At 69.6% G+C, this 25,148-nt stretch carries 16 protein-coding genes; 7 read left to right on the top strand and 9 right to left on the bottom strand.

Features of this window, described 5'->3' with window-relative positions; genetic code table 11:
• The 4 genes from FJV41_RS17645 to FJV41_RS17630 all read left to right on the top strand — a co-directional run.
• On the top strand, nt 1-2,281 hold a 2,281-nt coding region (locus FJV41_RS17645; RefSeq protein WP_141643664.1), incomplete at its 5' end, for an ATP-binding protein.
• A 124-nt stretch (nt 2,282-2,405) separates the two neighbouring features.
• Nucleotides 2,406-4,091: a HEAT repeat domain-containing protein gene (locus FJV41_RS17640; RefSeq protein ID WP_141643663.1), complete on the top strand. Its 1,686-nt coding sequence runs from the start codon at nt 2,406-2,408 to the stop codon at nt 4,089-4,091.
• Between the two features lie 33 nt (nt 4,092-4,124).
• Nucleotides 4,125-5,474, top strand: coding sequence for an HD-GYP domain-containing protein (locus FJV41_RS17635; RefSeq protein WP_141643662.1), 1,350 nt, complete (start codon nt 4,125-4,127; stop codon nt 5,472-5,474).
• Nucleotides 5,475-5,661: 187 nt separating this feature from the next.
• A complete protein-coding gene (locus FJV41_RS17630; RefSeq protein WP_246137260.1) occupies nt 5,662-6,465 on the top strand; it encodes an Ig-like domain-containing protein in 804 nt (267 codons plus the stop codon).
• Nucleotides 6,466-6,602: 137 nt separating this feature from the next.
• Here FJV41_RS17630 and traB read toward each other — a convergent pair whose 3' ends face one another.
• The 6 genes from traB to FJV41_RS17600 form a co-directional block, all read right to left on the bottom strand.
• The gene (gene traB / locus FJV41_RS17625; RefSeq protein WP_141643661.1) at nt 6,603-8,234 is read right to left on the bottom strand and encodes an outer membrane exchange protein TraB; all 1,632 of its coding nucleotides are present in this window, start codon (nt 8,232-8,234) and stop codon (nt 6,603-6,605) included.
• On the bottom strand, nt 8,231-10,417 hold the full coding sequence (traA, locus tag FJV41_RS17620) for an outer membrane exchange protein TraA family protein (RefSeq protein ID WP_306440887.1): 2,187 nt from the start codon (nt 10,415-10,417) through the stop codon (nt 8,231-8,233). Before traA ends, traB begins: the two co-directional genes overlap by 4 nt.
• A 278-nt stretch (nt 10,418-10,695) precedes the next feature.
• Nucleotides 10,696-11,811, bottom strand: coding sequence for a glycosyltransferase family 4 protein (locus tag FJV41_RS17615; protein ID WP_141643659.1), 1,116 nt, complete (start codon nt 11,809-11,811; stop codon nt 10,696-10,698).
• A gap of 85 nt (nt 11,812-11,896) precedes the next feature.
• Entirely contained in the window at nt 11,897-13,114 is a 1,218-nt protein-coding gene (locus tag FJV41_RS17610) for an endonuclease/exonuclease/phosphatase family protein (protein WP_141643658.1), read from the bottom strand.
• Nucleotides 13,115-13,473: 359 nt separating this feature from the next.
• On the bottom strand, nt 13,474-14,544 hold the full coding sequence (locus FJV41_RS17605; RefSeq protein ID WP_174453984.1) for a hypothetical protein: 1,071 nt from the start codon (nt 14,542-14,544) through the stop codon (nt 13,474-13,476).
• A gap of 151 nt (nt 14,545-14,695) precedes the next feature.
• Nucleotides 14,696-16,441: a GTPase domain-containing protein gene (locus FJV41_RS17600; protein WP_141643656.1), complete on the bottom strand. Its 1,746-nt coding sequence runs from the start codon at nt 16,439-16,441 to the stop codon at nt 14,696-14,698.
• Nucleotides 16,442-16,548: 107 nt separating this feature from the next.
• Here FJV41_RS17600 and FJV41_RS17595 point away from each other — a divergent pair, with 107 nt between their 5' ends.
• Complete coding sequence (locus tag FJV41_RS17595; RefSeq protein ID WP_141643655.1) at nt 16,549-17,916, top strand: thioredoxin family protein; 1,368 nt, start codon at nt 16,549-16,551, stop codon at nt 17,914-17,916.
• Nucleotides 17,917-17,925: 9 nt separating this feature from the next.
• Here the strand turns inward: FJV41_RS17595 and FJV41_RS17590 are convergent, their stop codons facing one another.
• The 3 genes from FJV41_RS17590 to FJV41_RS17580 all read right to left on the bottom strand — a co-directional run bounded on the left by FJV41_RS17590 (nt 17,926) and on the right by FJV41_RS17580 (nt 21,146).
• Nucleotides 17,926-19,092, bottom strand: a complete 1,167-nt coding sequence (locus FJV41_RS17590) for a metallophosphoesterase (RefSeq protein WP_141643654.1) — start codon at nt 19,090-19,092, stop codon at nt 17,926-17,928.
• A 15-nt stretch (nt 19,093-19,107) separates the two neighbouring features.
• Nucleotides 19,108-20,232, bottom strand: a complete 1,125-nt coding sequence (locus FJV41_RS17585; RefSeq protein WP_141643653.1) for a response regulator transcription factor — start codon at nt 20,230-20,232, stop codon at nt 19,108-19,110.
• Nucleotides 20,233-20,711: 479 nt separating this feature from the next.
• Nucleotides 20,712-21,146 (bottom strand): hypothetical protein, encoded by a 435-nt coding sequence (locus FJV41_RS17580; protein WP_141643652.1) that lies wholly within the window; start codon nt 21,144-21,146, stop codon nt 20,712-20,714.
• On the opposite strand from FJV41_RS17580, the gene FJV41_RS17575 reads away from it, so the two are divergent.
• Both FJV41_RS17575 and FJV41_RS17570 read left to right on the top strand, forming a co-directional pair.
• Complete coding sequence (locus tag FJV41_RS17575) at nt 21,121-21,558, top strand: hypothetical protein (protein WP_246137259.1); 438 nt, start codon at nt 21,121-21,123, stop codon at nt 21,556-21,558. The genes FJV41_RS17580 and FJV41_RS17575 overlap by 26 nt on opposite strands.
• A gap of 272 nt (nt 21,559-21,830) precedes the next feature.
• Complete coding sequence (locus FJV41_RS17570; protein ID WP_246137258.1) at nt 21,831-24,713, top strand: lipoprotein N-acyltransferase Lnb domain-containing protein; 2,883 nt, start codon at nt 21,831-21,833, stop codon at nt 24,711-24,713.
• The last annotated feature ends 435 nt before the right edge of the window (nt 24,714-25,148 follow it).

Here is a 25,148-nt window from a genome sequence, read left to right as displayed (position 1 = left end):
GGGCGGGCGCGTGCCCTGGCGGGTGACGGGCGCGGGGCTGGAGCGGTCCGCCGCGCTGGCTCAGGCCGCGTCACCGGGCGAGGTGCTGGCGGGAGCGGCGGCGAAGGTGCTGCTGGAGGAAGCAGTGCGCTTCGGCGCGGAGCGAGCGGTGTCGTCGGGCGCGGCGTGGCGCGTGGAGGGGCTGGGCGGTGTGGTTCGCGGAGTGCCCTTCGTGGGACGGGTGGATGCGCTGGTCGCGGCGCGGGCCGTGGTGGAGTCGGTGCGCGCGGGGCAGGGGGGCGTCAGGCTCTTCGCGGGCGCGGCGGGCGTGGGAAAGAGCCGACTGCTGGAGGCCGTGGCCGAGAGCGCCTCCCAAGTGGCCTCACTGCGTGTGGTGCGGACCAGCGCGGAGGACCTGCGCGGCGCGGGAGCGATGGGTTTGATGCGCTCGGTGCTCACGGGACTGGCGCGCGCGCTGGGCCCGGTGCCGGATGGCGCTCCGCTTCAGCCGCTCGGCGCGCTGGGGCTCTCCGCGCAGGAAGTCGCGGCGCTGTGGCGGCGGTTGTCTCATGGCGGGCCGTCGGGACAACTCCAGGCCGGCGACGCGACGGTGACGGAGACGCTGCTGCGCGCCGCGCGTCCCGGGGGCGTGCTGCTGCTCGTGGATGATGTGCATCACGCGGACGTGGCCTCGCTGGAATTGCTGGTGTCGCTGCTGAGCACCCCTGGCTCGCGGGTGGGTCTGGTCGCGACGACAGTGCCGGACGTGCTGCCCGTCGCGCTCGCCCCGCTGCCGCTCTCCGTGTTGGAGGGAATGCCTCGGCCAGAGCTGAGGGCCCTGCTGGGTGCGGCCTTTGGGGCGCTTCCGAGCGCCGAGGTGGAGAAGCTCGTCGTCGAGCGTGCCCAGGGCAATCCCTCCTTCGCGCTGGAGTTGATGCGGGCCCTGGTCGAGCGCGGCGCCGTGCAGCGTCTGGGGGGCTCCTGGCAGGCGACAGCGCCTCTCGGGGAAGCGGCGCTGCCCGACAGTCTTGGCCTCGCGCTGGGGGCCCGTCTGGACTTGCTGCCGCCGCAGCTCCAGCGCTTCCTCACGCGTGCCGCCGTCGAGGGCTCCGTCTTCCCTTCGGCGCTGGTGCGCGCGTCCCTCCCGGCCGAGGACGCTGTCGAGGATGCGGCGGAGTTGCTCGTCGCGGATGGCTGGCTCGTGGAGGTGGCGGAGCGGCCGGGGTGTCTGCGCTTCATGCAGGAGCTTTCGCGTCAGGTGTTGTTGGAGCGGTTGCCGGCGAGCGCGCTGCGTCGCTCGCATCAGGAGCTGGCGGAAGTGCTGGCACAGGATGCCTTCGCAGCCGAGCCCGCGCGCGAGGTTCGCGTGGCCGACCACCTGCTCGCCGCAGCCGCACCTGGCGCCGCCGCGGCCTGCGAGCGCGCCGGTGAGCGACTTTCCGCGCGAGGCGAGTGGCGCGCGGCCTCCGACTACTTCCGCCGCGCGATGGGAGACGCCCCAGGAGCCACGCCCGCCGCGCGACTGTGGCAGCTCGGCATGCTGACGCGAGCGTGCACCTGTCTGACGCAGGTGGACCCCGCGGCCGTGGAGCCGCTCGCCGCGCCCTGGCTGGAGAAGCTGCCCGATACCGAGTCGCCCGCCGCTCGCGCGGAGGTGGTGCGCCGTGTCGCTTCCGCGGACTTGAAGCTCGGCCGCGTCGCCGCCGCCGAGGCGCGCCTGCTGGCGATTCGCACCGTCGCCGCGGCGGACCCGGAAGTCCTGGCGTGGGTGCTGGGCGAACAGGCCCGCGCCCGCGAGGCCCGGGGCGATATCGCTGGAGCTGTGGACTTGCTGACACAGTCCTTCCAGCGCATGGGCGGTCGTCCCGCTCGTGCGTCGGACTTCTACTGGGAGCACCTCAACCTGCTGGGTCGCCTCCAGCTCCGGCTCCAACAGACGGAGAAGGCTCGCGCCAGCTTCACCCACGCGTCCGAGCAGGCTCGCGCCACGGGCCATGTCGTGGGGCAGGCCCGCGCCCTCTCGAACCTCGCGGGCCTGCGCGTCCTCGCAGGTGAGCACGCGGCGGCGCTCGCCGAACTGGAGCGAGCGCTCGTTCTGGCCGAGCAGGGGGGCGATGCGCAGGAGGCCGCGCGCATCCACTACAACGTGGGGCGTCTGCTCGGTGCGGGGGGCAGGGCAGACGAGGCGCGTGAGCGATTGGAGCGGGCCCGGGAGCGCGCCCGACTCGCTGGGTGGCGCGAGGGAGAAGCCCTGGCAACCCAGGCCCTGGTGGCGCTGGGCGTCCACGCGCCTCGTTCTTGAAAGACAACCTTCATTTGGTGGTGCTTGGATTCTGGCTTTAGTGTCGTGGAGGGACTCCAATGAATTGCCAGCCATGCCCACTCCCGCTTCCAGAGGTCAGACAATAGCTCCAGGCGCCGTGGGGTTGCCCGCGCTCTCGCCGGGGGACGCCGCGACGGAGGTGGGCCACGCGCTGAACAAGGTGCTGGGTGCCTATCGCTTCTACGCGGAGGGGCATGCCGCGCTGGTGGAGGTCCAACAGCGATTGAGCGAAGCGGTGCGGCGCTACCACGAGGTGACGAGCGAGGCGGTGGTGCTGCACGTTCGCTCCTCGGCGCTGCTCCTGGGAGACGTGGTGCTCGTGGAGTCGGCGTCCGCGAAGGACTCGGTGACTCGGCCCCTCTTCCTGGAAGGTGTACAGGAAGTGCTGCTGCAACCGGGTTTGGATTCGGAGGAGCTGAGCGCCTTCCTGGGGATGTGGCACCGCGCGATACAGCGCACGCTGCCTCCGGAGTACGACTTCTATACGTGGTTCTGGGAGCGGGGCTTCGAGGACATCGAGCTCGTCGTCGCGGAGGTGCCCGCGTCGGCGGAGACGGGCGAGTCCGCGCAGGCCGAGGCCCAGTTGGCCGAGCGCGAGGAGCAGCTCTTCGCGGAGCTCACGCGGCGCCAGGCCTCGGGCTCCGGCCGCCGTCGGCCCGTGGGACATGACGAGTGGCTGGCGCGACTGGAGGCGGAGGTGCTGGCCCCCGTCAGCGCACAGGACCTGGTGCGCTCCGGAGCACCGGCCTTCGCGGGCGCGAGCGACACGGAGCTGGCGGAGCTGCGAGCCCTGCTGGAGCGCGAGCGGGGCGGCGAAGGCGTGCACGAGCGGAGCCTGTGGGTGGTGTGGGGCCTGCTCGCGGTGTGTCGCGAGGAGGAGCGCTCGGAGCTCCTGGCGTGGATGGAGGAGCTGCTCTCCGGCCTCGTCTCGAATGGCCGCTGGGCGGAGCTGTCGCAGGTGGTGCAGGGCATGACGCGGGATGCCCGGGCCTCGGGCGCGCGCACGCCGGACCTCTATGCCGTCACGCGGCTGTTCTTCCGGGAGAAGACGCGCTTCGCGCTGGCCCAGGCCACCGCCCAGCCGGGCTTGCTGCTGCGCGTGTTGGAGTTGTTGAGCGCGCTGCCTCGGGATGCGCTCCAGGGCGCCACGGACCTGCTCTTCGAGCTGCCCTCACCCGAGGCCCGTGGGGCCCTGGCGAAGCTGCTCGTGCGCCGGGGCATTTCGCTGAACATCCTGGTGGCGCGGGCCTCGTCCCTGGGCGAGGCGGACCTGGACTGGGTGCAGTTCCTGCGCGAGTCGGGACCGGAGTCGCTGCCGTTGACGGCGGCCCTGCTGGGACATCCCCGACCGGAGGTTCGCGCGGCGCTGCTGTCCCGGCTGAGTCCTCGCGACGTGGAGGCCCAGCGCTCGCCGCTCCTGAAGCTCCTGGCGGACCCCGCGGTGGGAGTGCGTGGCGCGGCGCTCGTGTTGCTGGTGCGCTACGGCGTGGATGCGGCGGTGGGGCCGTTGGTGTCCCGGCTCGATGCGCGGATGGAGCTGCGCGAGCGCATGGCGGTGCTGCGCGCGCTCGCGGACCTGGGAGGCCCCATCGCTGGCGCTGCGCTGCGCTCTTCCTTCGAGCGAGCGCAGGACATCGAGCTGAAGACCCACTGCGCGCGCTGCATCGGCATCCTCGGAGACCCGAGGGCCCGGCCGTTGTTGGAGGCGGTGGCGAACAAGCTCTTCGCGCCGCGCAATCTGAAACAGGCCTGTCGGGAAGCGCTGGCGCAACTGGCCCCGGTGGGCTGAAGCCGACGGACGGACGTCGGGGGACGCGGAGACATGGACACGTCGACGACACGGGAGGACGCGGCACAGGTGGGCCCGAGGCTCATGGGCGTCGTCGTTCGGTGTCTGAACACGGTGTCCTTGCACGACGTGGACAACGCGGGCGTGAAGGAGGCGCTCGAGGAGCTGGGTTCGCTGCTGGACGCGGAGCTGCGGGGACAGAAGTCAGTGGAGCTCCAGTGCGTGGGCGGCATCCCCTTCCTCAATGGCGCGAGGATGAAGCTGGGTGAGGAGCATCTGGAGACGGCCGTCTCGCTGCGGCGCTATCTGGAGCATCTCCAGGTGCAGGAAATCTCCTTCGGCTCGGGCCTGCGGCGTGAGCACCTGCGGGCCTTCCTCGTCGCCTTCCAGAAGCACCGGCGCGCGCAGAAGCCGCAGGCCATCCTCCAGGAGAAGCTGGGGCCCATCCGCCTGCGCGACGTGTTGTCGTCCACGAACGTGCTGACCCCGCGCGAGGTGATGCTCCGCTACTACGCGCGGCTCGTCGTCCTCCTCAAGCATGTCATCACCTCGCAGGGGCAGGTGCGCGTCGAGCGCTTCCGCCGCGTGCTGTTGCGCCTGGCCGAGTCCTCCGTGGGCCACGAGTCGCTCCTGGTGGGCCTCACGCGCTTTCGCCGGACAGACGTGGATGGGGGGCAGCACGGAGCGGCGGTGGCGGTGCTGTCGCTGTTGATGGCGCGGCGGATGGGGCTGTCGCGCGCGCAGCAGTTGGACCTGGCCCTCAGCGGGCTGTTCCATGACCTGGGGCGGGGGGCCACCACGCTCGCGCCGGAGCAGGAGTTCGACCGCGCCTCCCATGAGTTGCTGGCGCGGCGGGGCCCGCTGAAGACGGCGCTCCGGCTGTTGCAGCGCCCGTTGGACGCCAGTCGCCTGGAGCGTGTCGTGGCCGCGCACGACTGCCTCCAGCCGGCGTGGAGTGGACCGGTGCAGCGGCCGGTGGGGTTGGCGGGGCGGCTGCTCGCGGTGCCCTGTGCCTTCGACCTGCTGACGTTTCCGGCGCCGCCTCATCCTGGGCTGGCACCGGACACGGCGCTGCGGCTCATCACCCACCGGGCGGGCACCCGGTTCGATGCGAGGGTGGTCCGCCTGTTCACCGCGGTGGCCGGCTTCTACCCGGTGGGGACGCTGGTGCGCCTGTCTGGGGGGCAGTTGGGCGTGGTGATGGATGTGCCCACGGATTCGGCGCAGGCAGCCAGACCCCGCGTCCGGGTCATCCAGGGGGCAGGGAAGACGAAGGCGGACTACGTCGTCGACCTCGCGGAGCCCGGGCAGCGGCTCAACATCGTCGCGTCCCTCGATTCCACCGAGAGTGACTTCAACGTCCCCCACTTCCTCTTCTCCTGAGGGGGCGAGCGGATACCGCCTGTCTGGACGAGTGCCTTGCGGACGGCATCGGGCGCGGAGGCCGTGAGAAGAGGGCCTCGCGGTTCACACGTGGGGCGAGGGGCGTGGTTAAAATGGGCGCTACTCCCACCCCGCTTCGTTGTCTGTCTCCGCCGCCGTGAAGACGCCGCGTTTCCTATTTCGTTCCGTGCTTGTTCTCGCGCTCGGCCTCTTGGGCGCATGTGGGCCGTCGCCCGAGTCCCTGACCTTCCAGCCGCTGGAGTCGAAGTTCCTGCGCACGCCGGGGCAGAACGTGAAGTTGGACTACACGGTCCTCGATGCCGAGGGTCAGCGCATGTCCGAGCCGAAGCTGCGGTGGACCAGCTCCGCGACGGATGTGGCGCTGGTGCAGGACGGCGTGGTGACGGTGCGCAAGTCCGGCAAGACGGTCATCGGCGTGACGGGGGGCAAGGTGCGTGAGGCCCTGCCGTTGGACCTGATCATCCTGAACTCGTTGGATGTGCGCGCGCCGGGCGCCGACTTCATGGAAGTGGGCCGCGTCATCAAGATGCGCGTGGTGGCGCGCAATGAGCAGGGCGCATCGCTTCCTGATGCCGTGCCGGAGTTCCGTTCGTCGGACGAGTCGGTCGCGCGGGTGGAGGAGGGACAGTTGGTGGCGGTGAAGCCCGGCTCGGCCACGGTGAGCGCGAGCCTGGGGCATCTGGCCCGGCACATCGCCGTCCAGGTGGTGCCCGCGGACTTCGCGCGCCTGGGCCTCAACCTCACCCACCATCAGTTCCAGCGTCCGGGGCAGTCGGTGTTGCTCCTGGCGCGGGCCTTCAATCGCAACGGCGTGGTGCTCGACAGCGTGCCGCTGGAGTGGTTCACGTCGGACGCAGCCGTGGTGTCGGTGTCCCAGGACGGCCGGGTGACGGCGGTGGGGCAGGGGCGCGCGGTGGTCTCCGTTGTCGCCGGTCGCCGCCGCTCCGCCGCGGAGTTCGTCGTTCCCTGACGGTGGAGCGGGGCCCTTCGGTGGAGACCGCCTGTGCCGTGGATGCCGGCGGCTTCCGCGTGCGCGCGAGTCGTTCGTGACGCCTCGCTGAGGGGCGCGGCGTGCGGCAGATGCTGTCGGAGCCCGTGCCGCCGCGCTTACGGCTTCGGCGCGGCGGGGCTGGCCTTGGGGCTCGGTGCCTTCGTACGGGGGCGCTTGCCCTTCTTTTCGGACGGGTCCTCGGGGCAGGGCGGACGCGGGCCATCGCTGGGCGGTTGGATGGTGAAGTCGACGCGGCGGTTGAGCGCCATGCCTTCTTCCGTCGCGTTGTCGGACAGTGGCCGGCTGCGACCGAAGCCCTGCGAACACACCCGCTCCGCCGCCACGCCGCTCTGGATGAGGAAGCGCATCACGCTGGACGCACGCCGACGCGACAGGTCCAGGTTGTATGCATCGCTCGCGCGAGCATCCGTGTGGCCTTCCACCAACACCCGGTCCATCTCCGGGTTCTCGTTCATCACCCGGGCGACCTCCTCCAGAATCGGGAAGGACTCGGAGAGGATGACGTCCTGGTCCGTGGCGAAGTTCACCTGCTCCAGGATGACAATCTTGTTCCCGTCGCGGCGCGCGAGCGGGCAGCCATCGCGGCCCCGGCTTCCCGCCGGCTGGTCCGCGCACCTGTCGAGCCGGTCCACGGTGCCGTCGCCGTCGCGGTCTGTGTCCGGGCAGCCCGCGTTCTCCACGGGGCCGGGCACCTCCGGGCACTTGTCGCCCACGCCAATCACCGAGTCGCCATCCGGGTCCACCGGCGGAGGAGGCGGCGGTGCCGGCTCGGGCGGCTCCTTGAAGCGCTCCAGCGCCTCCCACTCGCGCGTCTTCGCCGGAATCCAGATGATGGACGTGAAGAAGCTCAGCGTGGGCGACGCGAGCGAGCAGCCACAGCCCGCGCCTCCGCCGAAGGTGAACGTCACGCCGGTGGAGCTGTACCAGCGCAGGCCGACGAGCAGCTCCGCGGGAATCTGCCGCTCCGTTCCAGGCGCCTTCTTCAATCCCACCGCGCCGTTCACCATGGCGAGCGCGGTGATGCCACTGCCTCGGAGGATGGGCACCTCGGTGCCGAGGCCGAAGGGCGCCATGTCACCCAGCGCCACGCCGTCGAACACGCGGTCCGGCCGCTTCCAGAAGCCGCCGTTGAACGCGAGCAGGATGCCGTTGCCGAAGCGGTAGTCCAGCACGAGCCCGGGGGCCCACGTCATCTCGCCCTCGCCGGCGAACGCGTCCTGCGCGCCCGTGGGGAAGGACACGTTGAGCGTCAGCGCGGCGCCCCAGCCCTTGCCCTCGGCGGGACGGCGAAGGCCCGGGATGGCCACCTTGCCGGAGAGGCGCAGGTCACCGAGCACGAAGCTCTCCACGCTTCCCTCGGTGCCGATGACCTCCAGGTTCTGTCCGCCCTGGGCGAGGATGAGCGGCAGGTCCACGCCAATCTCGCCCCAGTCGAACAGGCCCACCATGGCCATGACGTCGAGCTGGAGGCGGTTGCCCACCAGGCTGATCTTCTCGAGGTCTCCGCCCTCGGGCACCAGCGTGAGGGGGTTGAGCGAGTAGCTGAAGTACGGCCCGAAGGCCACGGACATGTGTGACAGCGGACGGGACTGGGTGACGACAACCAGGTCCTGCGGCGCCGCGGACGGGCGGAACAACTGCACGTCGAAGCGGGCGTCCGGCTGGGCGGAGGCGAGGGTGGCCCCTCCGAGCGCCAGGAGGAGGAGCGGCAGGTGGAAGGGTTTCATCGGACGCGGCGCTGGGAGCGGAGGAGCAGGAGGCCCGCGGCGAGCAGGACGAGGATGGTGGCGCTGCCAGCCGGAGTGGCATCGGCGGCGGTGCCGCAGCAGAAGGCGCCGCCCTGCGGGTCGGTGCCGGGCTTGCGTCGGCCTCGCTCGCACTCCTGCGTCTTGGCCGAGCAGTGCTGGACGCCGAGGCAGTCGCCGCTGTCGTCGCACGAAGAGGAGCAGGTGTTGTTGGTGAGGTCGCAGGTGCCGCCGCAGGGGCAGTGCGCGTCGGCGAAACATTGGACGCAGGCTTCGCCATCGCAGACGAGGCCCGCGTCACAGGTCACCGCGCAGGCGCCGGCGTTCTCACAGGTGCGCGTCGTGGGGTTGCACTGGCCGCTGCCGCAGTCGTCATTGCTCCTGCAGCCGACGCAGGTGCTGTTCTGGACCGAGCCGTCCGACAGACAGAAGGGGGCGTCGGTATCGCAGGCTTCGCAGCGCGAGCCGCAGTGGCGGTCGGTGGTGCAGGTGCTGCACTCGCCGCTGAGACAGAACTGGCCGTCGCCACATTCCAGGTCGGTGCGGCACTGAACGCAGACCTCGCCGTCGAGGCAGAAGGGGCGCTCGCCAGGGCACTTGGCGCAGGCGGGGCCGCAGGCATCGGCGGTGTTGCACTCGGGCAGCGTGGTGACGCAGGTGCCGTTGAGCGGATCGCACTTCTGGCCGTCGGCGCACTGGTCATCGGTGGTGCACTCGACGCAGGAGGGAGACCCGCCGGCGGTCAGTGCGGAGCACTGGGTGCCATTGGGGCAGCAGTTGCAGGAGTTGCCGGCGCACTGGTCATCGGTGGCGCAGGGGGCGCACTGGTGATTGGTGCAGACTTCACCGCGGACACACTGCGAATCGTCATTGCACTCGCGGCACTGGTTGATGTCGGTCGCGCAGACCTGGCCATCGGGGCAGTGCTCATCGTCGGTGCACGGGACGCAGGTGGCGGTGGGCTCGTCGCAGACGGCGCCCGGGCAATCCGCGTCGTCGTTGCAGCCCGAGCACTGGTTCGTTCCGAGGTCACAGCGGCCGGTGTTCGGGCAGTCGTTGTCGTCGTTGCAGCCCCGGCACGTGTTGTCGCTCAGGTCGCAGCGTCCGTTGGTCGGGCAGTCGTCGTCGCCGTTGCAGCCTCGGCAGGTGTTGTCGATCAGGTCGCAGCGGCCGTTGGGGCACTGGCTATCGTCCGTGCACTGCACGCATTGGGTGTTGCCGTTGATGTTGGCGCAGAGGGGCGTGGATTGACCGCAGGGAGAGCAGGCCGCGCCGCAGCGGAGCGAGGAGTCGCAAGGGGCGCACAGGGCCGCGGCGTTGCAGTGGTAATAGGGATCACAGCCGCCGTTGTTGGGGGCGTTGACGTTGGAGCGGCTGCACTGCTCGCAGCGATTGGGGTCCGTCGAATAGGACGGGATGCCGTTCTCCGTCTGGAAGAACTGGGCGGGCTGGAGCAGTTGGAAGTTGGAGCTGTACAGGTTGATGATCGGCGGCTGATTGGCGGCTCGCTCGAAGTCCGTGAAGGGCCCGGTGAACAGAGACATCTCGAGCGCGGCGTGCTCCGTCACCTGCGCATACAGAACCTCCACGGCGTAGAGACCCGCCTGCGAGAAGGTCACGCTGTTGGTGGTTCGCCAGGTGGGGGCGCCTAGCTGAGGCGGCCGGTTGATGACCGTATAGGATTGAATGCGGTCGTAAATGACGAGACTGACTGCGTCGTCCGCGTAATACCCAAGATGCAGTGTCTGGCCCGCGAGGCTAGGAGGGACATTCAAGTAGCCGCGGAAGCGTGAAACGAACGGGGTGAATGCGTCCCCGTCGTTGATGACGTTGAAACTGCAGCCACCAGTTGAGCATCCTGGGGCCGAGACTTGGCCCACGAAGTCGCCATAGCTCAGCGTGCGACCATCGTTGAGGTTGTTCGACAGATCGAACGGCGTGCGCATCACGGTCGTGACGCGGTTCTGCTTGCTGACCGGCTCCTCGAAGTACCCATTGATGACGTCGAGGTACGTACCCCGCGTCTGCGGGAACTCGCCCAAGGTCCGCGTCCACACGTTGGACGCAACGCACAGGCCCTGGCCGCTCTCGCTCAACGCGGGGGCAATAGGCGGACCGGCGACGGTGACGTCCGGTAGCTTCTGGGCCCACGCAGAGGGGGCCACGAGGCACACCGCGAGGGCAGCGAGCGCGAATCGCGCGATGCGGAACAAGGGGGATTTCAAGGCCGCGCCAGCATGCTGGAAGCCTCTGACAAACTCAATTCTCCGGCCATCTGTGCGTCCACGGTGCCATGTGACGTGAGAGGTCAGTCTCCGGACAGCAAACCTGTGCCTCTACCGACACAGGTTGCAGCTGTTATCCAGAACAGCCCGAAAATCCCGGCCCGGCGTCGTGTGCGCAAGACCCCTACTGGCCGGTTCGGTCCTCGGAACGCCCGGCGTCAGGCCCCAGGGCCCAGGCGACCTGCGGGGCCGGCTCCAGTCGGCTCTAGCATCGATAAGAACTCCTCCACGATGCGCTCGGCGGCAAAGCGCTCTCGAACGAATCGAGCCCCTGCTTCCCCCATCGCCCGCCGACGAGCTGGCGTCATGTCAGCCATGTTCAGCAGTGCGTCACGCCAGGCCGCGACGTCTCCAGGAGGCACCAGTCCACCGGTCTCTCCCTCCCGCAGGGTTTCTGGCAATCCTCCAATGCGGCTGGCGAGCACTGGGACTCCGCACGCCTGGGCCTCGATGGAGACACGCCCGAAGGGTTCCATCCACTCAGATGGCATGGTGGCTACGTCCATGGCGGCATAGAGGGAGCGCATATCGCTCGTCCATCCGCGCAGGAGGTGTCGGTGGTGGAACTCTGGCGCAAGAGCCGCTCTCAATCGCGGATGCGCTGCCTCCTCGCCCACCCAAAGTGCGCGCAGCCCAGGTCGAAGTGGCATGGCCTGATTCAGGGCCTCGGCCAGTCGGAACGCTCCCTTTTCTGGCTTCAGCGCGCCAACGAATCCGATGAGCACTTCGTCAGCGCTCACTCCAAGAGCGCGACGCGCCTCCGCCCTTCGTTCTTCATCTGGGCGGAAGTAGCCAACGTCCAACGGATTGTAGAGGAGCCGAACCCGTTCGAAGGCAACACCTTGCTCTACCAGATTCGAGCGCATGGACTCCGAGACCGCGATGAATCGGTGCGCCCAGCGGGGTAGCAGCAGGCGGGACATAGGCTTGAGTCGGCTGTTGAGATGGCGGAAGAGCGCGACCGGTGTGCCGGTCATCCCCCCCAGCATCAGCAGCGGCCAGTACTCATGTCCGAAGCTGCCCACCAACCACTGGGGCCGCGTACGGCGGATGGCGCGCAGCACGCTGCGCATCCCCCTCACATCCGCCGCGTTTCGGAAGACGCCGGGCTCGACGGCGAGCCCATGGGACTCCAACTCCCTGGCGATGAAGCCCCCCTCTCGCGCGACGGTGACCACCCCGTGGCCAGCCTGGGCCATTGCGCGCACCAGGCTGACCAGGTGGGTCTCTGTTCCCCGGGCGCCAAGGCTGGTACCCACGAAGACGAAGTTCATGGCTCCAGCACACCATGGGTTCTTCTCCTTTTCGAGGAGAACCGAGGCTCATACCGGGAGCAGGGCGCGACGCCCTCTGTCCCCACTATTCCTTGATGTGCACGCGGACCACCTGCATGCGGTGGTCCGAGAGGAACGTGGGTTCGTAGATGGGCTCATCGAAAGCCGTGTAGGCGTCGACAATCGCGAACCCCGGCGTGCTCATCCCCAGCCAGATCTGGTCAAGGTTGTAGCGGGGCAGAAGCTCCGGCGTCACCTCGCAGCCCGCCACCATGCAGAAATGCTTGTACGGTGGTTGAAAGTAGAGGGAGTCCCATTCCGCGCGAATGTAGGTATAGGGCGGGTCGTCTTTGTAGACGGGCGCATTGAAGTCACCCGCGATGATGGAGGGAGGGCCTGGCGGACGCATCACCAACATCACTTCATCCATTTCCTGTCGGCGATAGGTGAATTCATTCAGGTCTCGTTCCTCTGCGACGCTGGTCGCGATGAGATGAAGATTCGCAATCCGAGGATTGAATCCGCCCATGTCCATCACCACGTAGTGCCATCGATGAACGTAGTCCCTGAGTGGCTGCGAAAAAGGGACCACCACGTTCTGCGCGATGGGGAACCTGCTGAAGATGGCCAGATCATTGTTCCCAGAGAGGGCTCGGTATCGAGAGAGCTCTCGGAGCCAGGGCTGCATCAGGAGACGTGAAACGGTGTCTTCGCTGGTCTCCTGAAAGAGGACAATGTCCACTCTGTGATCGGGTTCCAAGTACATGGCGAGCATGTCGGCACTGTCCTGGTTCGCCATGTTCTTGCCGTTGCGGATGTTGAATGTCGCGACCTTGAATGACTGGACGAACACATACCGGCGCAGTGGCGTCTTCAGGACGTTGTTGTTGCCGTCGGTGGCCTGTGCCGTGAGCGCGAGGTCGATGCGGTAGGGCAAAAGGCCGGGCGCGCAGCGGGTCTCCTCCGTATACGACTTGAACGTCGCTGCGAGGGAGACGGTGCGCGAGGGAGAGGCTGTCGCGGCGCTGTTCTCATTCGAGAGAGGGAACGTCTGCGCCGAGCGCGTCTCGGTGCTGTAGACACTGCGGCGAGGCGACATGCACCAGACAGTGAGCTCGCCGGTGAGTTTGACGGATTTGACTCCCCGATTGGGGTCTTCCGCGGTCGCAGTGAAAGTCAGACTCTTTTGCGCCTGGGTAAATAGATACGTGGGGAACGGGTCTGTCGTGGCGGCGTCTGGGACGCCCACGACGGTTTTCTCCTTGCCTGCCCCAATCCCGCTCGTCACGTACCGGAGACCCATGGGCGGCGTCTCGTAGCAGGCCGGGGTGGGCGCACACTCACTCCACTCCCTGTTGCTGCATGTTGAAGTTCCCGCACATCCTTCGAAGGTGCAGGTTGTTGTCTGTCCTTCGGGGCATGAGGCTTCAGCGATCCGGGCGGTCAGGAACGTGGCAAGGCAGATACCCACCAGAAGCCCGGTCTTGGTGGACGCGTTCGAGCGCTGGTGGGGAGAGCTGTCACTGGGAGATTTCACTTTGACTTTCCGCCACGTGTCTCTGAAATGGCTGGGTGGCTGTTGAAGAGACGACGGTTTCGCGGCGGTCTGACAAATGATTGTCGGCCAGACCAGGCGCTGTGGATAGGCAGTGGAAGGAATTGCTATGCGCGACGGCAGGCCGCGTCACCATCCTGGGAGCGGATGAACGCGGCGGTCAGCTCGGTGCCGACGGCGGCGCCCAGGACCTCGTACGTGCGCCGACGTGCTCCGCCCACGACGGACGGTTGATGCGCGAGCGACTCCGGGTGCCGCACGAAGATGTTGTACCCGACGATGCACCCGTCCGCGCGAAGCACGGTGATTCCATCCGTCGCCATCATCCCGCGCAAAAGCTGCCCGGTGGCTCGCACCGCCGTGGCCGCCGAGTCGGTCGGGTCCGCGTGATAGCGGTCCAGCAGCGCCACGATGTCCAACGGGCGCGGCAGGATGATGCCGTCCACGAAGAGCGTGGAGCCCGCGCGCTCCCGGGGCAGCACCGCCACCAGCGCCCCATGGGACGACTGCATCACCTCGAAGAGCACGCGCCGGAAGAACCCTCGGGCTCGCTCCAGACTGGCGCTCGCCACGCCATCCGTGATGGCCTCCGCCAACTCGTTGAGCACCGCGGGCGGTGACGCCCCCTCCACGCGCGCACCCGACAGGTACACGTGCCGGCACAGCCCGCCACCCGCGCGCAGCTCCAGCATGTTGTCCGCGAGCTGGAGCACGCCCACGACCCCTGCCTGAGCCTCCTCCGTCCGCCGCAGCCGCTCCAGCGGTGACTCCGCGAGCGGAAACGGGTCCGTGCGGAACACGCCGTAGGCGAAGCCCTCCGGCACCCGCAGCAGGTACAGCGCCCACCACCGCCCCTGCCCCAACGGCGCGCACTGCTTGAGGGCTCGCTGGACGGTGGCGCGTGAGCGGGGCCCGATGCCGATGGCGATGGGGTCCTTGCCGCCCAGCAGCGCCAGCATCTGCCCCAGGTCGTCTCCCATGAAGGCCATGGGGAACAGCGGGGCGCCTTCCTCGCGGTAGCGCGACAGCGTGACGATGAGCTCGCCGATGGAGTCAGCCGTCTGCGCGCACGACATCCCCGCCTCATCCAGGAACGTACCGACAGCGTCGGTCAGCAGGTGGCGGAAGGAAAGGACGGGAGGTGGGGAGCCCGGTGCTCCGGGGTCCGAGCCATTCATGACGCTCGCAGCATGGCGCATTGTCGCCGCACACGCACGGACCGAATGTCATCCGTCCTGTCCGTCCGCGCGGTGTCGCCTCGGTGTCTCAGTGCGCACGCCTCCCAGCCCGTTGGAGCAGGAGGACGACGGCTCGTCCACCCGCCAGCCGTCACGAAAGCTCGACCCGCGTGGCCTCCAGCCGCGCGGCGGTGTGGTTCCAGTCGTCCGCCAGCCCATCCAGGTGACCCAGCACGTCCGAGAAGAACCGCGTCTCCAGCGCGCGCGCCAGCGTGGCGCCATGTGCGTCTGCCCACTTGCGGGTGACGCGGGCACGCACCTGGGCGCCCAGCAGGTCCACGAAGCGCTCCATCAGCGGCGTGGACAACAGCGTCCCCGCCCACACCACCGCGTCATGGCCGAAGCCGCCCGTGGCCACCGTCACCACCGCCGCCGCGCCCGACGGCACCGAGTACACCAGCGTCGTCAGCGCCTGGAGCAGCTCCTCGCGCATGCCTCCCTGAAGCTCGCCCGCCACCAGTTCGCGACAGTAGGCATAGAGCGTGGCGCGGTCCGCCGCGTGAGCGTGCAGGGACTCGAAGCCCAGCGGCTCCTCCAGCTTCGCGAGCGTCACGGGCCCGAAGGCCTCGGTCAGCTTCTCTCGCGTCTCGGGGTCTCCGCGCCACGCGGCGACTTCCGGCGCGAAGGCATCCACCAGCCGCCGCACCCCATCCGTCATCGTCGCGTCCACCGTGCGCGAGGGCGTCTGCGAGCCCTCCGGCTCCGGCCCGGTGAAGGACTGGCGCACCTTGCGACTCACGTACGTGAGCGCCGTGGCCAGTCCCCGGAAGGGCAGCCGCACCCATTTGTGGAACTGGCTGCGCGCATCCAACTCGTCGCGGAAGGCATCGATGAGCACGTCCGCGGGCACCGCCTTGAGCGCCGCCGCGCGTCCCACGCCTTCCAGCTCGTGACGCAGGCGTTGCCGCAGCCGCTCCGGCTCGCTCGCCGCGCGAGTCGACGCGCGCGCCACCGCCTCCAGCTCCGCCCGCGCATCCGCGAGCGACGCCTCCAGCGCCCGGGCCTTCAGCTCCCGTGCGTGCTCGGCCTCCCCCAGGAGGGCATCGAGCGGAGGACTCCCGTCCAGCGGCTCTGTCGCGAGGGCCCGCAGGCCCGCCTCGACGTCGGGCTGGTGCGGCGCCAGGTAACGCGCGAGCGGAGGATGGCCCACGTCAGAGGCCAGCTTGTCCAGGTGCCCACGCGCCACCTCCTCGCGCGAGGCCTCGTTGTAGACGAGCAGGTACGGCCGCCCATGGCCCACGGCTGCGCGCAGGAAGTCCACCAGCGCCGCGTTCTGGTACGTCTGCCGGCTCACCACGAACACGAGCACGTCCACGGTGACGAGCAACGCCTCCGCGCGCTCGCGATTCTCCCGGTACACGCTGTCGAAGTCCGGCGTGTCCATGACGAGCAGCCCGCGCGGTACCGCGTCCGCCAGCACCAGGTACAGCCGCCCCGCGGGGCCCGGCTGGTCCACGGGCGCGAGCGCTCCCGGCGCCACGGGCACCGTGTCGTACCGACGGGTGAGGAAGTCCTTCAGCGCGCCCGTCCACGTCTCCGGGTGGGCCGCCGCGAGGCACTGCTTCGTCAGGCCTCCCTCGGGCCTCGCGGGCGACAGCGGCGCACCCACCAGCGCGTTGAAGAGCGTGGACTTGCCCACGTTGTTGGGACCGGCGATGGCCACCAGCAACAGGGGCGCGTCCGCGGAGCCCAGGCGGGGAAGCAGGTCCCTGCGCAGCCGCTCGGCCAGACGCCGGGCCAGGTCCGCGTCCGACGCCTCGGGGAAGCGCTCGGGAGCGGGCAGGGCGTCCAGGGCGGACGCGAGGGAATCACGCAGGGTGTAGGGGTCTCTCGTCATCGGAGGTCCGCGCACACCAGAGCATGTGCGGGAGCGGGTGCCCAGTTGCTTGCGTGGCGGATGTCGTTGAGGGACAGAGCGGCGAGGGCGCGGTAGGGTCCGCCGCCATGCGCATCCACGCCGCCTGCCTGTTGCTGCTGGGGCTCGTCGCCTGCACCGCCGCGAACACGAACACCCCCGTGTCCACGGATGCGACGCATGCCGGAGCCCCCCTGCCGTTCATCGAGGATGACTACGCCCGCGCGCTCGCCGAGGCGAAGGCGAAGGGCATCCCCCTCTTCGTCGACGTCTGGGCACCGTGGTGTCACACCTGTCGCTCCATGAAGGCGTATGTCCTGTCGGACAAATCGCTGGCGCGCCATGCCGGACGCTACGTCTGGTTGGAGGTGAACACCGACCTGACCCAGAACGCGGCGTTCCAGGAGAAGTTCCCCATCGAGTTCTGGCCCACGCTGTACGTCATCGACCCGCGCGAGGAGAAGCCGCTGTTGCGCTTCGCCGGCAGCGCCACGGTGGCGCAGCTCGTGAAGCTCTTCGAGGACGGTGAGCGCGCCTACAAGGGCGGCATCACCGGCGCGGAGGCGCTCCTGGCGCGCGGTGACGCGCTCTACGGCGAGGGACGCTCGGCGGAGGCCGTCGAGACGCTGACGGAGGCCCTGGCCGAGGCGCCCGCGGACTGGTCCCGTCGGGGCCGCGCGGTGGAGTCCCTGATGACGGCGATGTACGGCGCGATGCAGGTGGAGCCGTGCGCGAAGAAGGCGCTGGAGCTGTTGCCGGGCACGCCGCGCTCGCTGTCGTGGGCCAACGCCTCGATGATGGGCCTGATGTGCGCGCTGTCGATTCCGGACCAGGCCGCGAGCAAGGAGCTGCGTGTGGCCCTGGAGGCCAGGGTGGTCGAGGCCATGGGCGCTCCCATCATCGAGATGTCGGGGGATGACCGCTCCGGCCTCTACGAGATGCGGGTGGGCGCGCGAGAGCTGGAGAAGGACGAGGCGGGCGTGAAGGCCCTCGCGGGCGAGTGGTTGGCGTTCCTGGAGGCGGAGGCCGCCAAGGCGCCCAACCCCGACGCACGCTCCGTCTTCGATTCGCACCGCATGCTGGCGGCGATGAAGCTGGGCACGCCCGAGCGCGCCGTGCCCGCGCTGGAGCAGAGCGAGAAGGACCTGCCCCAGGACTACAACCCGCCCGCGCGGCTGGCCACGCTGTACCGGCTGCTGGGGCGCCTGGATGATGCACTCGCGGCGAATGACCGGGCGCTCGCGCGGGTGAAGGGCTCCCGCCGCATCAACGTGCTGTCCAACCGGGTCGACATCCACGTCGCGCGCAAGGACATCGCGGGTGCCACGAAGACGGTGGAGGACGCCGTCGCCTACGCCAAGACGCTGCCCGCCTCTCAGGTGTCGCCGCGCATGATGAAGGGCCTGGAGAAGAAGCTCGCCGGCCTCCAGGCGGAGGCCCAGCCCGCGCCGAAGTAGTCCTTCAGGTCAGCGCGCCGTCGCTCGTACGGCGGCGCGCAGACCCAGGTCGAACAGCTCGTACGCGTTGACGGGACAGTGGCTCATCCCGCCGTCGACGAAGATGAGCACCGCCTCCGCCGGGCCCGTGGCTGGCGGGGCACCGTGCGCGCAGTCCACCCGCGTGCCGTCCGTCACCAGGTGGCGCACCACCCCGTCGAGCGCCGTGCCCGAAGTGACGCCCATCAGCTCCCGGATGCGCTTGTCGCGGGTGTGCCCCACCACCTGGGTGAGTCCCGAGGGAAGCCGCCTGGGGTCGAAGCGCCGACGCGGCGTCTGACGCGTGCGCTCGGCGTCCTCCGGCTTCGTGCTGGGGCGCTGGTAGAAGATGCCCGTGCCCTCGCCGCGCGCGGCGTCGCCCGGCTGGTGCAGGCCCGGCACCTCCAGCCGTCCCTGCGTCCAGGCCTCCACCGCCGCGTCCATCGTCGCGTTCAGCGCGTGTGCCACCGCGTCCGCGTCCGCGCGGCGCTCGGGGGCAAGGCCCGTCACGTCCAGGTCCTCGTGGGTGACGCCCGCATGCAGCACCAGCAGCCCGGGGCCCGCGGCGTGCGCGGTGCGAAAGCGCCGGACGCGCAAGAGGTGCTCCACCCAGGCGCGTTGGGCCTCCAGGAAGTTGCCGAAGTCGCGGGCCACCAGCTCGGCCGTGGGCACCTGGGGCCAGCGCGCCAGGAAGGCCTTCTCCCCGGCCTCGTCGGTGAGGCCCTTCTGGTAGACGCGGTCCGCCTCCGCCTGGGCGACGGTGAAGCGGGCGTCGTCGAAGTCGGCCAGCTCTCCCACGCGGCCCAGGTCGTGGTTGCCCAGAATCAGGAGGACCTGGTCCGCGGGATGCGCGGCCAGCCAGGCCACCATCGCGAGCGCGCTGTTCGCCGCGTGCAGGCGCTCCTCGGGACGACCCCAGTCGAAGTGGTCTCCCACCGAGACGAGCTGCACGTCGGGCAGGAGCCAACCGTCCGCGCCCAGCAGTCCGTGGTGGTCGAGGATGCCCAGGACCTTGTCGAAGTCCGCCTGCGGGTCGCCCAGGGCGAGCCGTCGTCGGCGGGGGACTCCGTCAGGGGGCGCGGAGCGGGGACCTGTCTCCACCGCCTGTCGGGCGCGAGCGTGGGCGGCCTGGATGCGGGTGGCTTGGGAGTCGTTCACCCGCTCATTGTAGAGTCAGGACGTCTGGAAGAAGCGGGCGATGAGCGCCGAGCGGCTCTCCACGTGCGCCTTGGCCAGCAGGTGCGTGACGTGGACCTCCACGGTGCGCTCCGCGCAGCCCAACCTGCCGGCGATGGACTTGTTCGTCTCGCCCTGGACGATGTGCGTGAGGACCTCGGACTCGCGCGCGGTGAGCGACCAGCGCGCGGCCAGGGCCTGCACGCGCGCGGCGGCGCTGGAGGCGGTGCCCGTGTCGATGGCCAGGTAGTGCGCGGGAAGGCCCGTGGTGCGCAGCGGCGTGAGCGTCAGCGGCCCCGAGCAGGGGATGCCCTGGGCGCCTCGGCGCAGTTGCTCCATCAGCTCCGGCTCGCCGCGCTCCAGCCACACCCGGCCCGCGCTGTTGGCGTGCACCACCCGGCCGCTGCCGCTGACGACCCAGGCGGCGCGACCGAGCGCCTCCATCGCGACCTCCAGCGCGGTGGACATCAGGCCCGACTCGCGCAGGCGCGTCTCCATCGTCAGCCGCCGCTGCAGCGTGGGCGTCAACGCCTGGAGCACCCGCTGCTCGCGCTCGGTGAAGGGCTCCTCGCGCATCAACCCCAGCCAGCCCAGGAGCGACGGCCCCTCGCAGACCAGGGTGCGAAGGAAGGCCATGCGCTCCATGCCCAGTTGCCGGTACACCGCGCCGGAGCGGGTGTTGACGCGGTCTCTCTGGGCGTCCAGCTCCGCCTCGGTCAATCCCAGACGCCGCCCCACCTCATAGGCGGGCAGGTCATGCAAGGGCATCTGCCGCGCTTCCGACTCCTGCAGCGAGCGGAAGTGCAGCGCCCGGTTGCGTTGGGCCGGCGCGGGACGGGCTGGATCATACCAACCCCAAAGACTCTCCCGGTCCGACAGGAAGGTCTCCAGGGCGTCGAAGACCGACTCCCCCTCCTGGGGGAAGCCCGAGTTGAAGGAATAGCTGACGTGGTAGCGGTCCGGCCCTACATCCACGCCGTAGGCCACCGCGCGCTCCGCCTTGAGCGTGTCGCGCAATGCCCCCAGAAGTGTGGGAAGGGACTCCGAACTCGGCTCCGCTTCGACGAGCAGGGCTTCCAGGTCCGCCAGGATACGCTGTTCCTCGGAATTCAAACGAATCACGATATCCTGAGTATACGCTGGCAATGAGTGACTCCCACTATCCCACCAACACGTCGAAGTTGTGAGTTGTTGAGCATTTATCGGCGACATGCCCTGGAGTCTGAGGCTTCCGGGTGGAAGCAGACATCAGGGCTTCCCCGCATGGAAATCGCAGTGCGTACCGCGCGACAATGAAGTGCAGGCCCACCGGGGGGGAGGGCCTTTCGCGGTAGGTTTCATGTGAGCGCGCGCCGGGGATCGACAGTCGATGCCCGGCGCGTCGCCCTTGTACCCCGCACTTTCCCTACATCTGGCGCGAAGCCCGTGACGCACCCCTGGGACGTCCGCTTCGCGCTTTGATGCGTGGCGTCATCCGCAAGGCCGCGAAACATCACTGTTTCGCAGCCGGCACGCCACTGGCTAACATATTCATGACAATGAATTCCTTCCGTGAGGCTGGACGGATGTCTGTCCATTGCTCGCGGCGAACGAATGCTCATTCAGGGGGAGTCTGAGATGACGATGATGCGCACCGGGAAACTTGCGTTGGGAATGGCCGTGTTGCTGGGCGTGACGGGGTGTCGGACGCCGGGGGCCACGGGGAGTGGAGGGATGAGCGCGTCGGAGGGGTCGTCCGACGGTTCGGGTTCGGGGTCGGGGTCGGGTGGCTCGTCGGACGGATCCGGGGATTCATCGAAGGGGTCCGGGGACTCGTCGAAGGGGTCCGGCGATTCGAGCAAGTCGGAGTCGGGCTCCAGCGAGAACTCGAACCACAGTTCCGAGGAGGGAGGGTCCAGCGAGTCGCGCTCCAGCAAGAGCGACACGGGGACCAGCGAGTCGGAGGGTGCAGGGGAGGGGAAGGACTCGCGCTCGGAGACGAGCAACAGCGAGAACAACGATGGGCGGGTGGTGTCGGCGACGACGGTGGCGGCCACGGTGATTGGCCTGGGGGTGGTCATCTGGCGGGTGATAGCGGCGGCCGAGCGGCGTCGTCAGGCGCCTCCTCCGCCGGAGGAGGTGGGGCGGGCCGCGCAGGTGTATCTGCGCTCCCGGACGCACCAGCTTCGGGAGGACCTGGCGCTGGGGGCGGGGCCCACGGTGGAGGACCTGGCGTCGGCGGCGAGCATCCGTCGGGAGAACCTGGGGACCTTCGGGCGGCTGCTGCGGGCGAACCGGCGCGAGCTGCTGGCGATGGCGGACACGCGCACCCTGACGCCCGAGCGGGCGCTGGCCTGGTTGGCGCGGGTGGGTGAGCTGGCGCGCACGGACCCGAGGCTCGACGAGGACCGGCGCGCCTTCCTCGCGGCCCATGGTGGGGAGGAGGCGACGGCGGAGGTGGTGGAGTGAGGCGCCGGGCGGCGTGGCTGCTGAGTTTCGCGCTCACGCTGCCCGCGTGGGCGGAGCCCGGCGGCGCGCAAGTGACGGAGCCGGCCGAGCCTCCATCGCGAAGTGCGGCGATGGAGGACGAAGTGTCGCCGCGAGATAGCGCGCGAGTGACGGAGCAGGCCGAGTCTCCATCGCGAAGTGCGGCGATGGAGGACGAAGTGTCGCCGCGAGATGGCACCCGAGTGACGGAGCCGGCCGAGCCTCTATCGCGAAGTGTGGCGCTGGAGGACGAAATGCCGCCGCGAGATGGCGCCCAAGTGACGGAGCAGGCCGAGCCTCCATCGCGAAGTGCGGCGATGGAGGACGAAGCGTCGCCACGAGATGGCGCGCGAGTGACGGAGCAGGCCGGGCTTCCATCGCGAGGCGGGACGACGGAGGACACACGTCCCCTGAAGGAACGCGTGTCCGCGCTGGAGCGAGCAGGCGTCCTGTTGCGAGGTGCCGCAGCGAGCGACGAGACCCTGGTGCGCGAGGTGGAAGCAGGCCTGAGCGCCTTGCCGCCCGCGATGCGCCGCTTTCCAGGAGGCCCGCTGGAGTTCGTCCTTCATCCCGAACCCGCTCCACTGGGGCTGGGTGATGGCACGGCGGCACGCCCGGACTGGTCCGAGGAGCGCGCCCGCTTCCACCTCTACCAGTACGCACTGTCCTCAGAGCGTCGTGCGACGTTGCGACTGTCACGACTGACGGATGAGGAGTCGGCGCGGCTGTGGCGCCGCCGCGCCGTGGTGCATGCGGTGGTGCAGCGCTGGGACGACGCCTACCAGTGGAGCCGGACCGTGAACTGGCGCCGCCTGTCGGGCTGGATGAAGCCCTTCGAGCGCCCGTTGGTCTGGAAGGAGGAAGCGCGCCTGCACTACGCCGGAGCCTTCAGTCGCGCACTCGGACAGAAGAGCGCATCGCAGGACCTGGTGACGTTCGCGGAAGAATACTTCGTCCCAGTGGAGTCCCTGCGCGAGGACGCGCTGTCCGTGGACGAGCAGGTGCGCTGTCAGGAGTTCTCCAAGTCGCGCGCGCTGACGGAGCTGGTGGAGGCCACGGGGCTCGGAGCGCCGCGCTCACGCGGGGACTGTCCGGCCTTCGACGCCTGGGCGGAGCTCGACCTCCTGTCCCACGTCGAGGTCCTCCTGGTGGCGGCCACGGGACGGCAGCCCGAGTCCCTCTTCGGCCACCTGCTGCTGCGCCCCGTCTGGAACGAGGGCGCCCAGGTGCGAGGCCCCTCCTTCGAGCGCGTCGTGCAGCTCGTGGCGCTCACGGGACTGGAGCCCCGAGGTCTGGGCTACGTGGTGAAGGGGATGACGGGCAGCTACGACACCGTCTTCCTCACCGGGACGATGGGCGACCTCACCCACGAGTCGCTGGAGCTGGAGCAACGCACCATCCGCCGCTTCCGACTGCGCCTCACTCGCGGCGAGGAGGCGCGGATGCTGGAGCGCATCTGGGAGCTCGAGCGGCGCGGGTACATGGGCTACTACTTCTTCACCGACAACTGCGCGAGCGCGCTCCTCTTCCTCCTCAACGGAGTCCTGGAGCACGGGCGACAGGTGAGTCCCCCCGGAGCGCTGTGGGTGCTGCCCACGGCCACGTTGGACGCGCTGGCGAAGCTGGAGGTGCTGGGCAAGCAAGGCCCCGCGGGCCCGCTGCTGGAGCTGATTCCGGACGCCTTCGAGTCCACCGGAGACCGCGCCGTGCGCGCGGACGCGATACGAAGAGAGACCCTGGAGTCCCTCACGGGCCTGGTGGACACCTCCGCGCTGACGCGGCTGCTGCGCCTTCACGCCCGTCTTCAATCTCCCGAGCCCGACACGAGACGCGAGGCCTATGGAGAGCTGCCGGAGACGGTGAGCGGGGTGCTCGCCTCCGCATCGCCAAAGGCCCGAGCCTCCGTGCGAGAGACGCTGCATGCCTATGTGGCCCACGCGGTGCGGGTGGAGCGCGCGGCGTTGGACCGGCTGGAAGGAGAGCGGCTGCGAATCGAGCGCCAGCGGTTGCTCGCGGTGAAGACACCCCTGAAGGGCTCCGCGGAGGCGGGAATCCGCGAGCGTCAGCGGGTCTTCGAGCGAGAGGACGCGCTGCAGCGGAAGCTGGCGGTGCTGGACCGGACGGCGCTGTTCCAGGAAGCCCTGGCCAGGGCGCCGCGCCGCCCGCCGACGCCCAAGGAGCTGAAGGTCCTCGTCCGCGCGGAGCGCACCGAGGCCGCCTTCGTCCGGGCCACCGAGGCACAGGGCGAGCTGAATGACGGCGTGCTGGCGGAGGTCGACGCGGTGGCCTTCCTGGGGGCGGACCGTCGTCGCAAGGTGGAGGCCGAGAAACGCTGGGCGGCCTCGGCGCTGCGGGAGTCCGGCGCGGCGCGCACGGTGGTGAGCGTGGGCATGGACTTCCCCGACGTGGGCGCGGCGCGTCCCGTGGTGAGCGTGCGCACCGCGGGGATGGCGGAGGCGTTGGGGGACTCGCGCCTGCATGGCTTCCAGTCGAGCAGCGAGCTGCGGGTCCTGGATGGTGAGCTGTCGCTGGAGCCGCGCTGGGGCCCTCCGCGCGTGGTGTCCACGGACATGACGCTGGTGGGCTACCGCACGTTGCAGCGCGAGCTGCCCCAGTTCCGCGAGTCCGCATGGGACTCGCTCGGGTGGGGCGCGGAGGCGCGCGTGGCCTCGGACGCGGCGCGAGCGCTGCCCTACCGGGCCACCGTGCAGGCGGAGGCGCTGGTGGTGGTGGACGCGGGCGCGCGCTTCTCGCGCTTCACGGCGGTGGGCGTGGGAGGACTCGCGCGGATGCACTGGAGCGAGCACGCCCTGACGCCCGCGGCGGGGCCTCGCCTGTCGCTGACACACCGCACGGGCCTGCCGGGCTCGGGGGCCAACGCGGTGCGCCTGGAAGCGGCCTATGCCCCCACCTGGCGCATGGGCGACGCCCGCCTCACGCACGAGGCGGGGGCCTGGCTCCAGGTGGAGTGGTGGCTGGGGCGCGCGGGGCCCTTCGGGGTGCTGCTCACTCCTCGCGCACAGGTTCGTTGGGAGGGTTCACTCGCTCCACAATCACTTCGCGAGTCACGGTCTCCGTCGTCGTGGTGGTCCGGTACGATGGACCGTCGGCTGGCACTGGGGTTGGAGCTGCGTTGAAGTCCTCGGTCAACAGCGGGCGACAGTAGGGGCCCGTGGCGGCGCCGATGAACGTGCCGATGACGTAGAGTGCCGTCCATCCCCAGAACCCCAGCCCGCCGAAGATGCGCAGCTGGGTGGGGCCGGCGAGGAAGGAGAAGAGCGCGATGAACACTGGCAGCGCGATGGAGCTGACGAGCGCCGCGCCGAGCGCGCGCTTCATGGTCCGCGCGTGGAACCCGCCGAACGCGCCACCAATCAGGCCGTTGAAGAGCGGCACGAAGAAGACGACGAAGCTGGTGATGAGCATCGTCGCCACGCTGACGACGAACCGGTTGTGCTTGAAGCGGATCTCCTCGGACTTCATCCCGATGCCCGCTGGAAGCTCCGAGTACCTGAGCTCGCGGTGCACATCCCGCGCATAGGGGGGAGGGTTGGTGGTTCTATCGGAGCGAA

Source organism: Myxococcus llanfairpwllgwyngyllgogerychwyrndrobwllllantysiliogogogochensis, from assembly GCF_006636215.1.
In the GTDB taxonomy this organism is placed as follows: Bacteria; Myxococcota; Myxococcia; order Myxococcales; family Myxococcaceae; genus Myxococcus; species Myxococcus llanfairpwllgwyngyllgogerychwyrndrobwllllantysiliogogogochensis.
Note: the sequence above shows the minus strand (reverse complement) of the source record. Positions and strands in the feature narration are given on the sequence as shown.

Bases quoted from the DNA above. Each gene is read 5' to 3' on its own strand.
- FJV41_RS17635 (WP_141643662.1), top strand. From the start codon at position 4,125: ATGGACACGTCGACGACACGGGAGGACGCGGCACAGGTGGGCCCGAGG.
- traB (WP_141643661.1), bottom strand. From the start codon at position 8,234: ATGAAACCCTTCCACCTGCCGCTCCTCCTCCTGGCGCTCGGAGGGGCC.
- FJV41_RS17615 (WP_141643659.1), bottom strand. From the start codon at position 11,811: ATGAACTTCGTCTTCGTGGGTACCAGCCTTGGCGCCCGGGGAACAGAG.
- FJV41_RS17610 (WP_141643658.1), bottom strand. From the start codon at position 13,114: ATGGGTCTCCGGTACGTGACGAGCGGGATTGGGGCAGGCAAGGAGAAA.
- FJV41_RS17605 (WP_174453984.1), bottom strand. From the start codon at position 14,544: ATGAATGGCTCGGACCCCGGAGCACCGGGCTCCCCACCTCCCGTCCTT.
- FJV41_RS17600 (WP_141643656.1), bottom strand. From the start codon at position 16,441: ATGACGAGAGACCCCTACACCCTGCGTGATTCCCTCGCGTCCGCCCTG.
- FJV41_RS17595 (WP_141643655.1), top strand. From the start codon at position 16,549: ATGCGCATCCACGCCGCCTGCCTGTTGCTGCTGGGGCTCGTCGCCTGC.
- FJV41_RS17570 (WP_246137258.1), top strand. From the start codon at position 21,831: ATGCCGCCGCGAGATGGCGCCCAAGTGACGGAGCAGGCCGAGCCTCCA.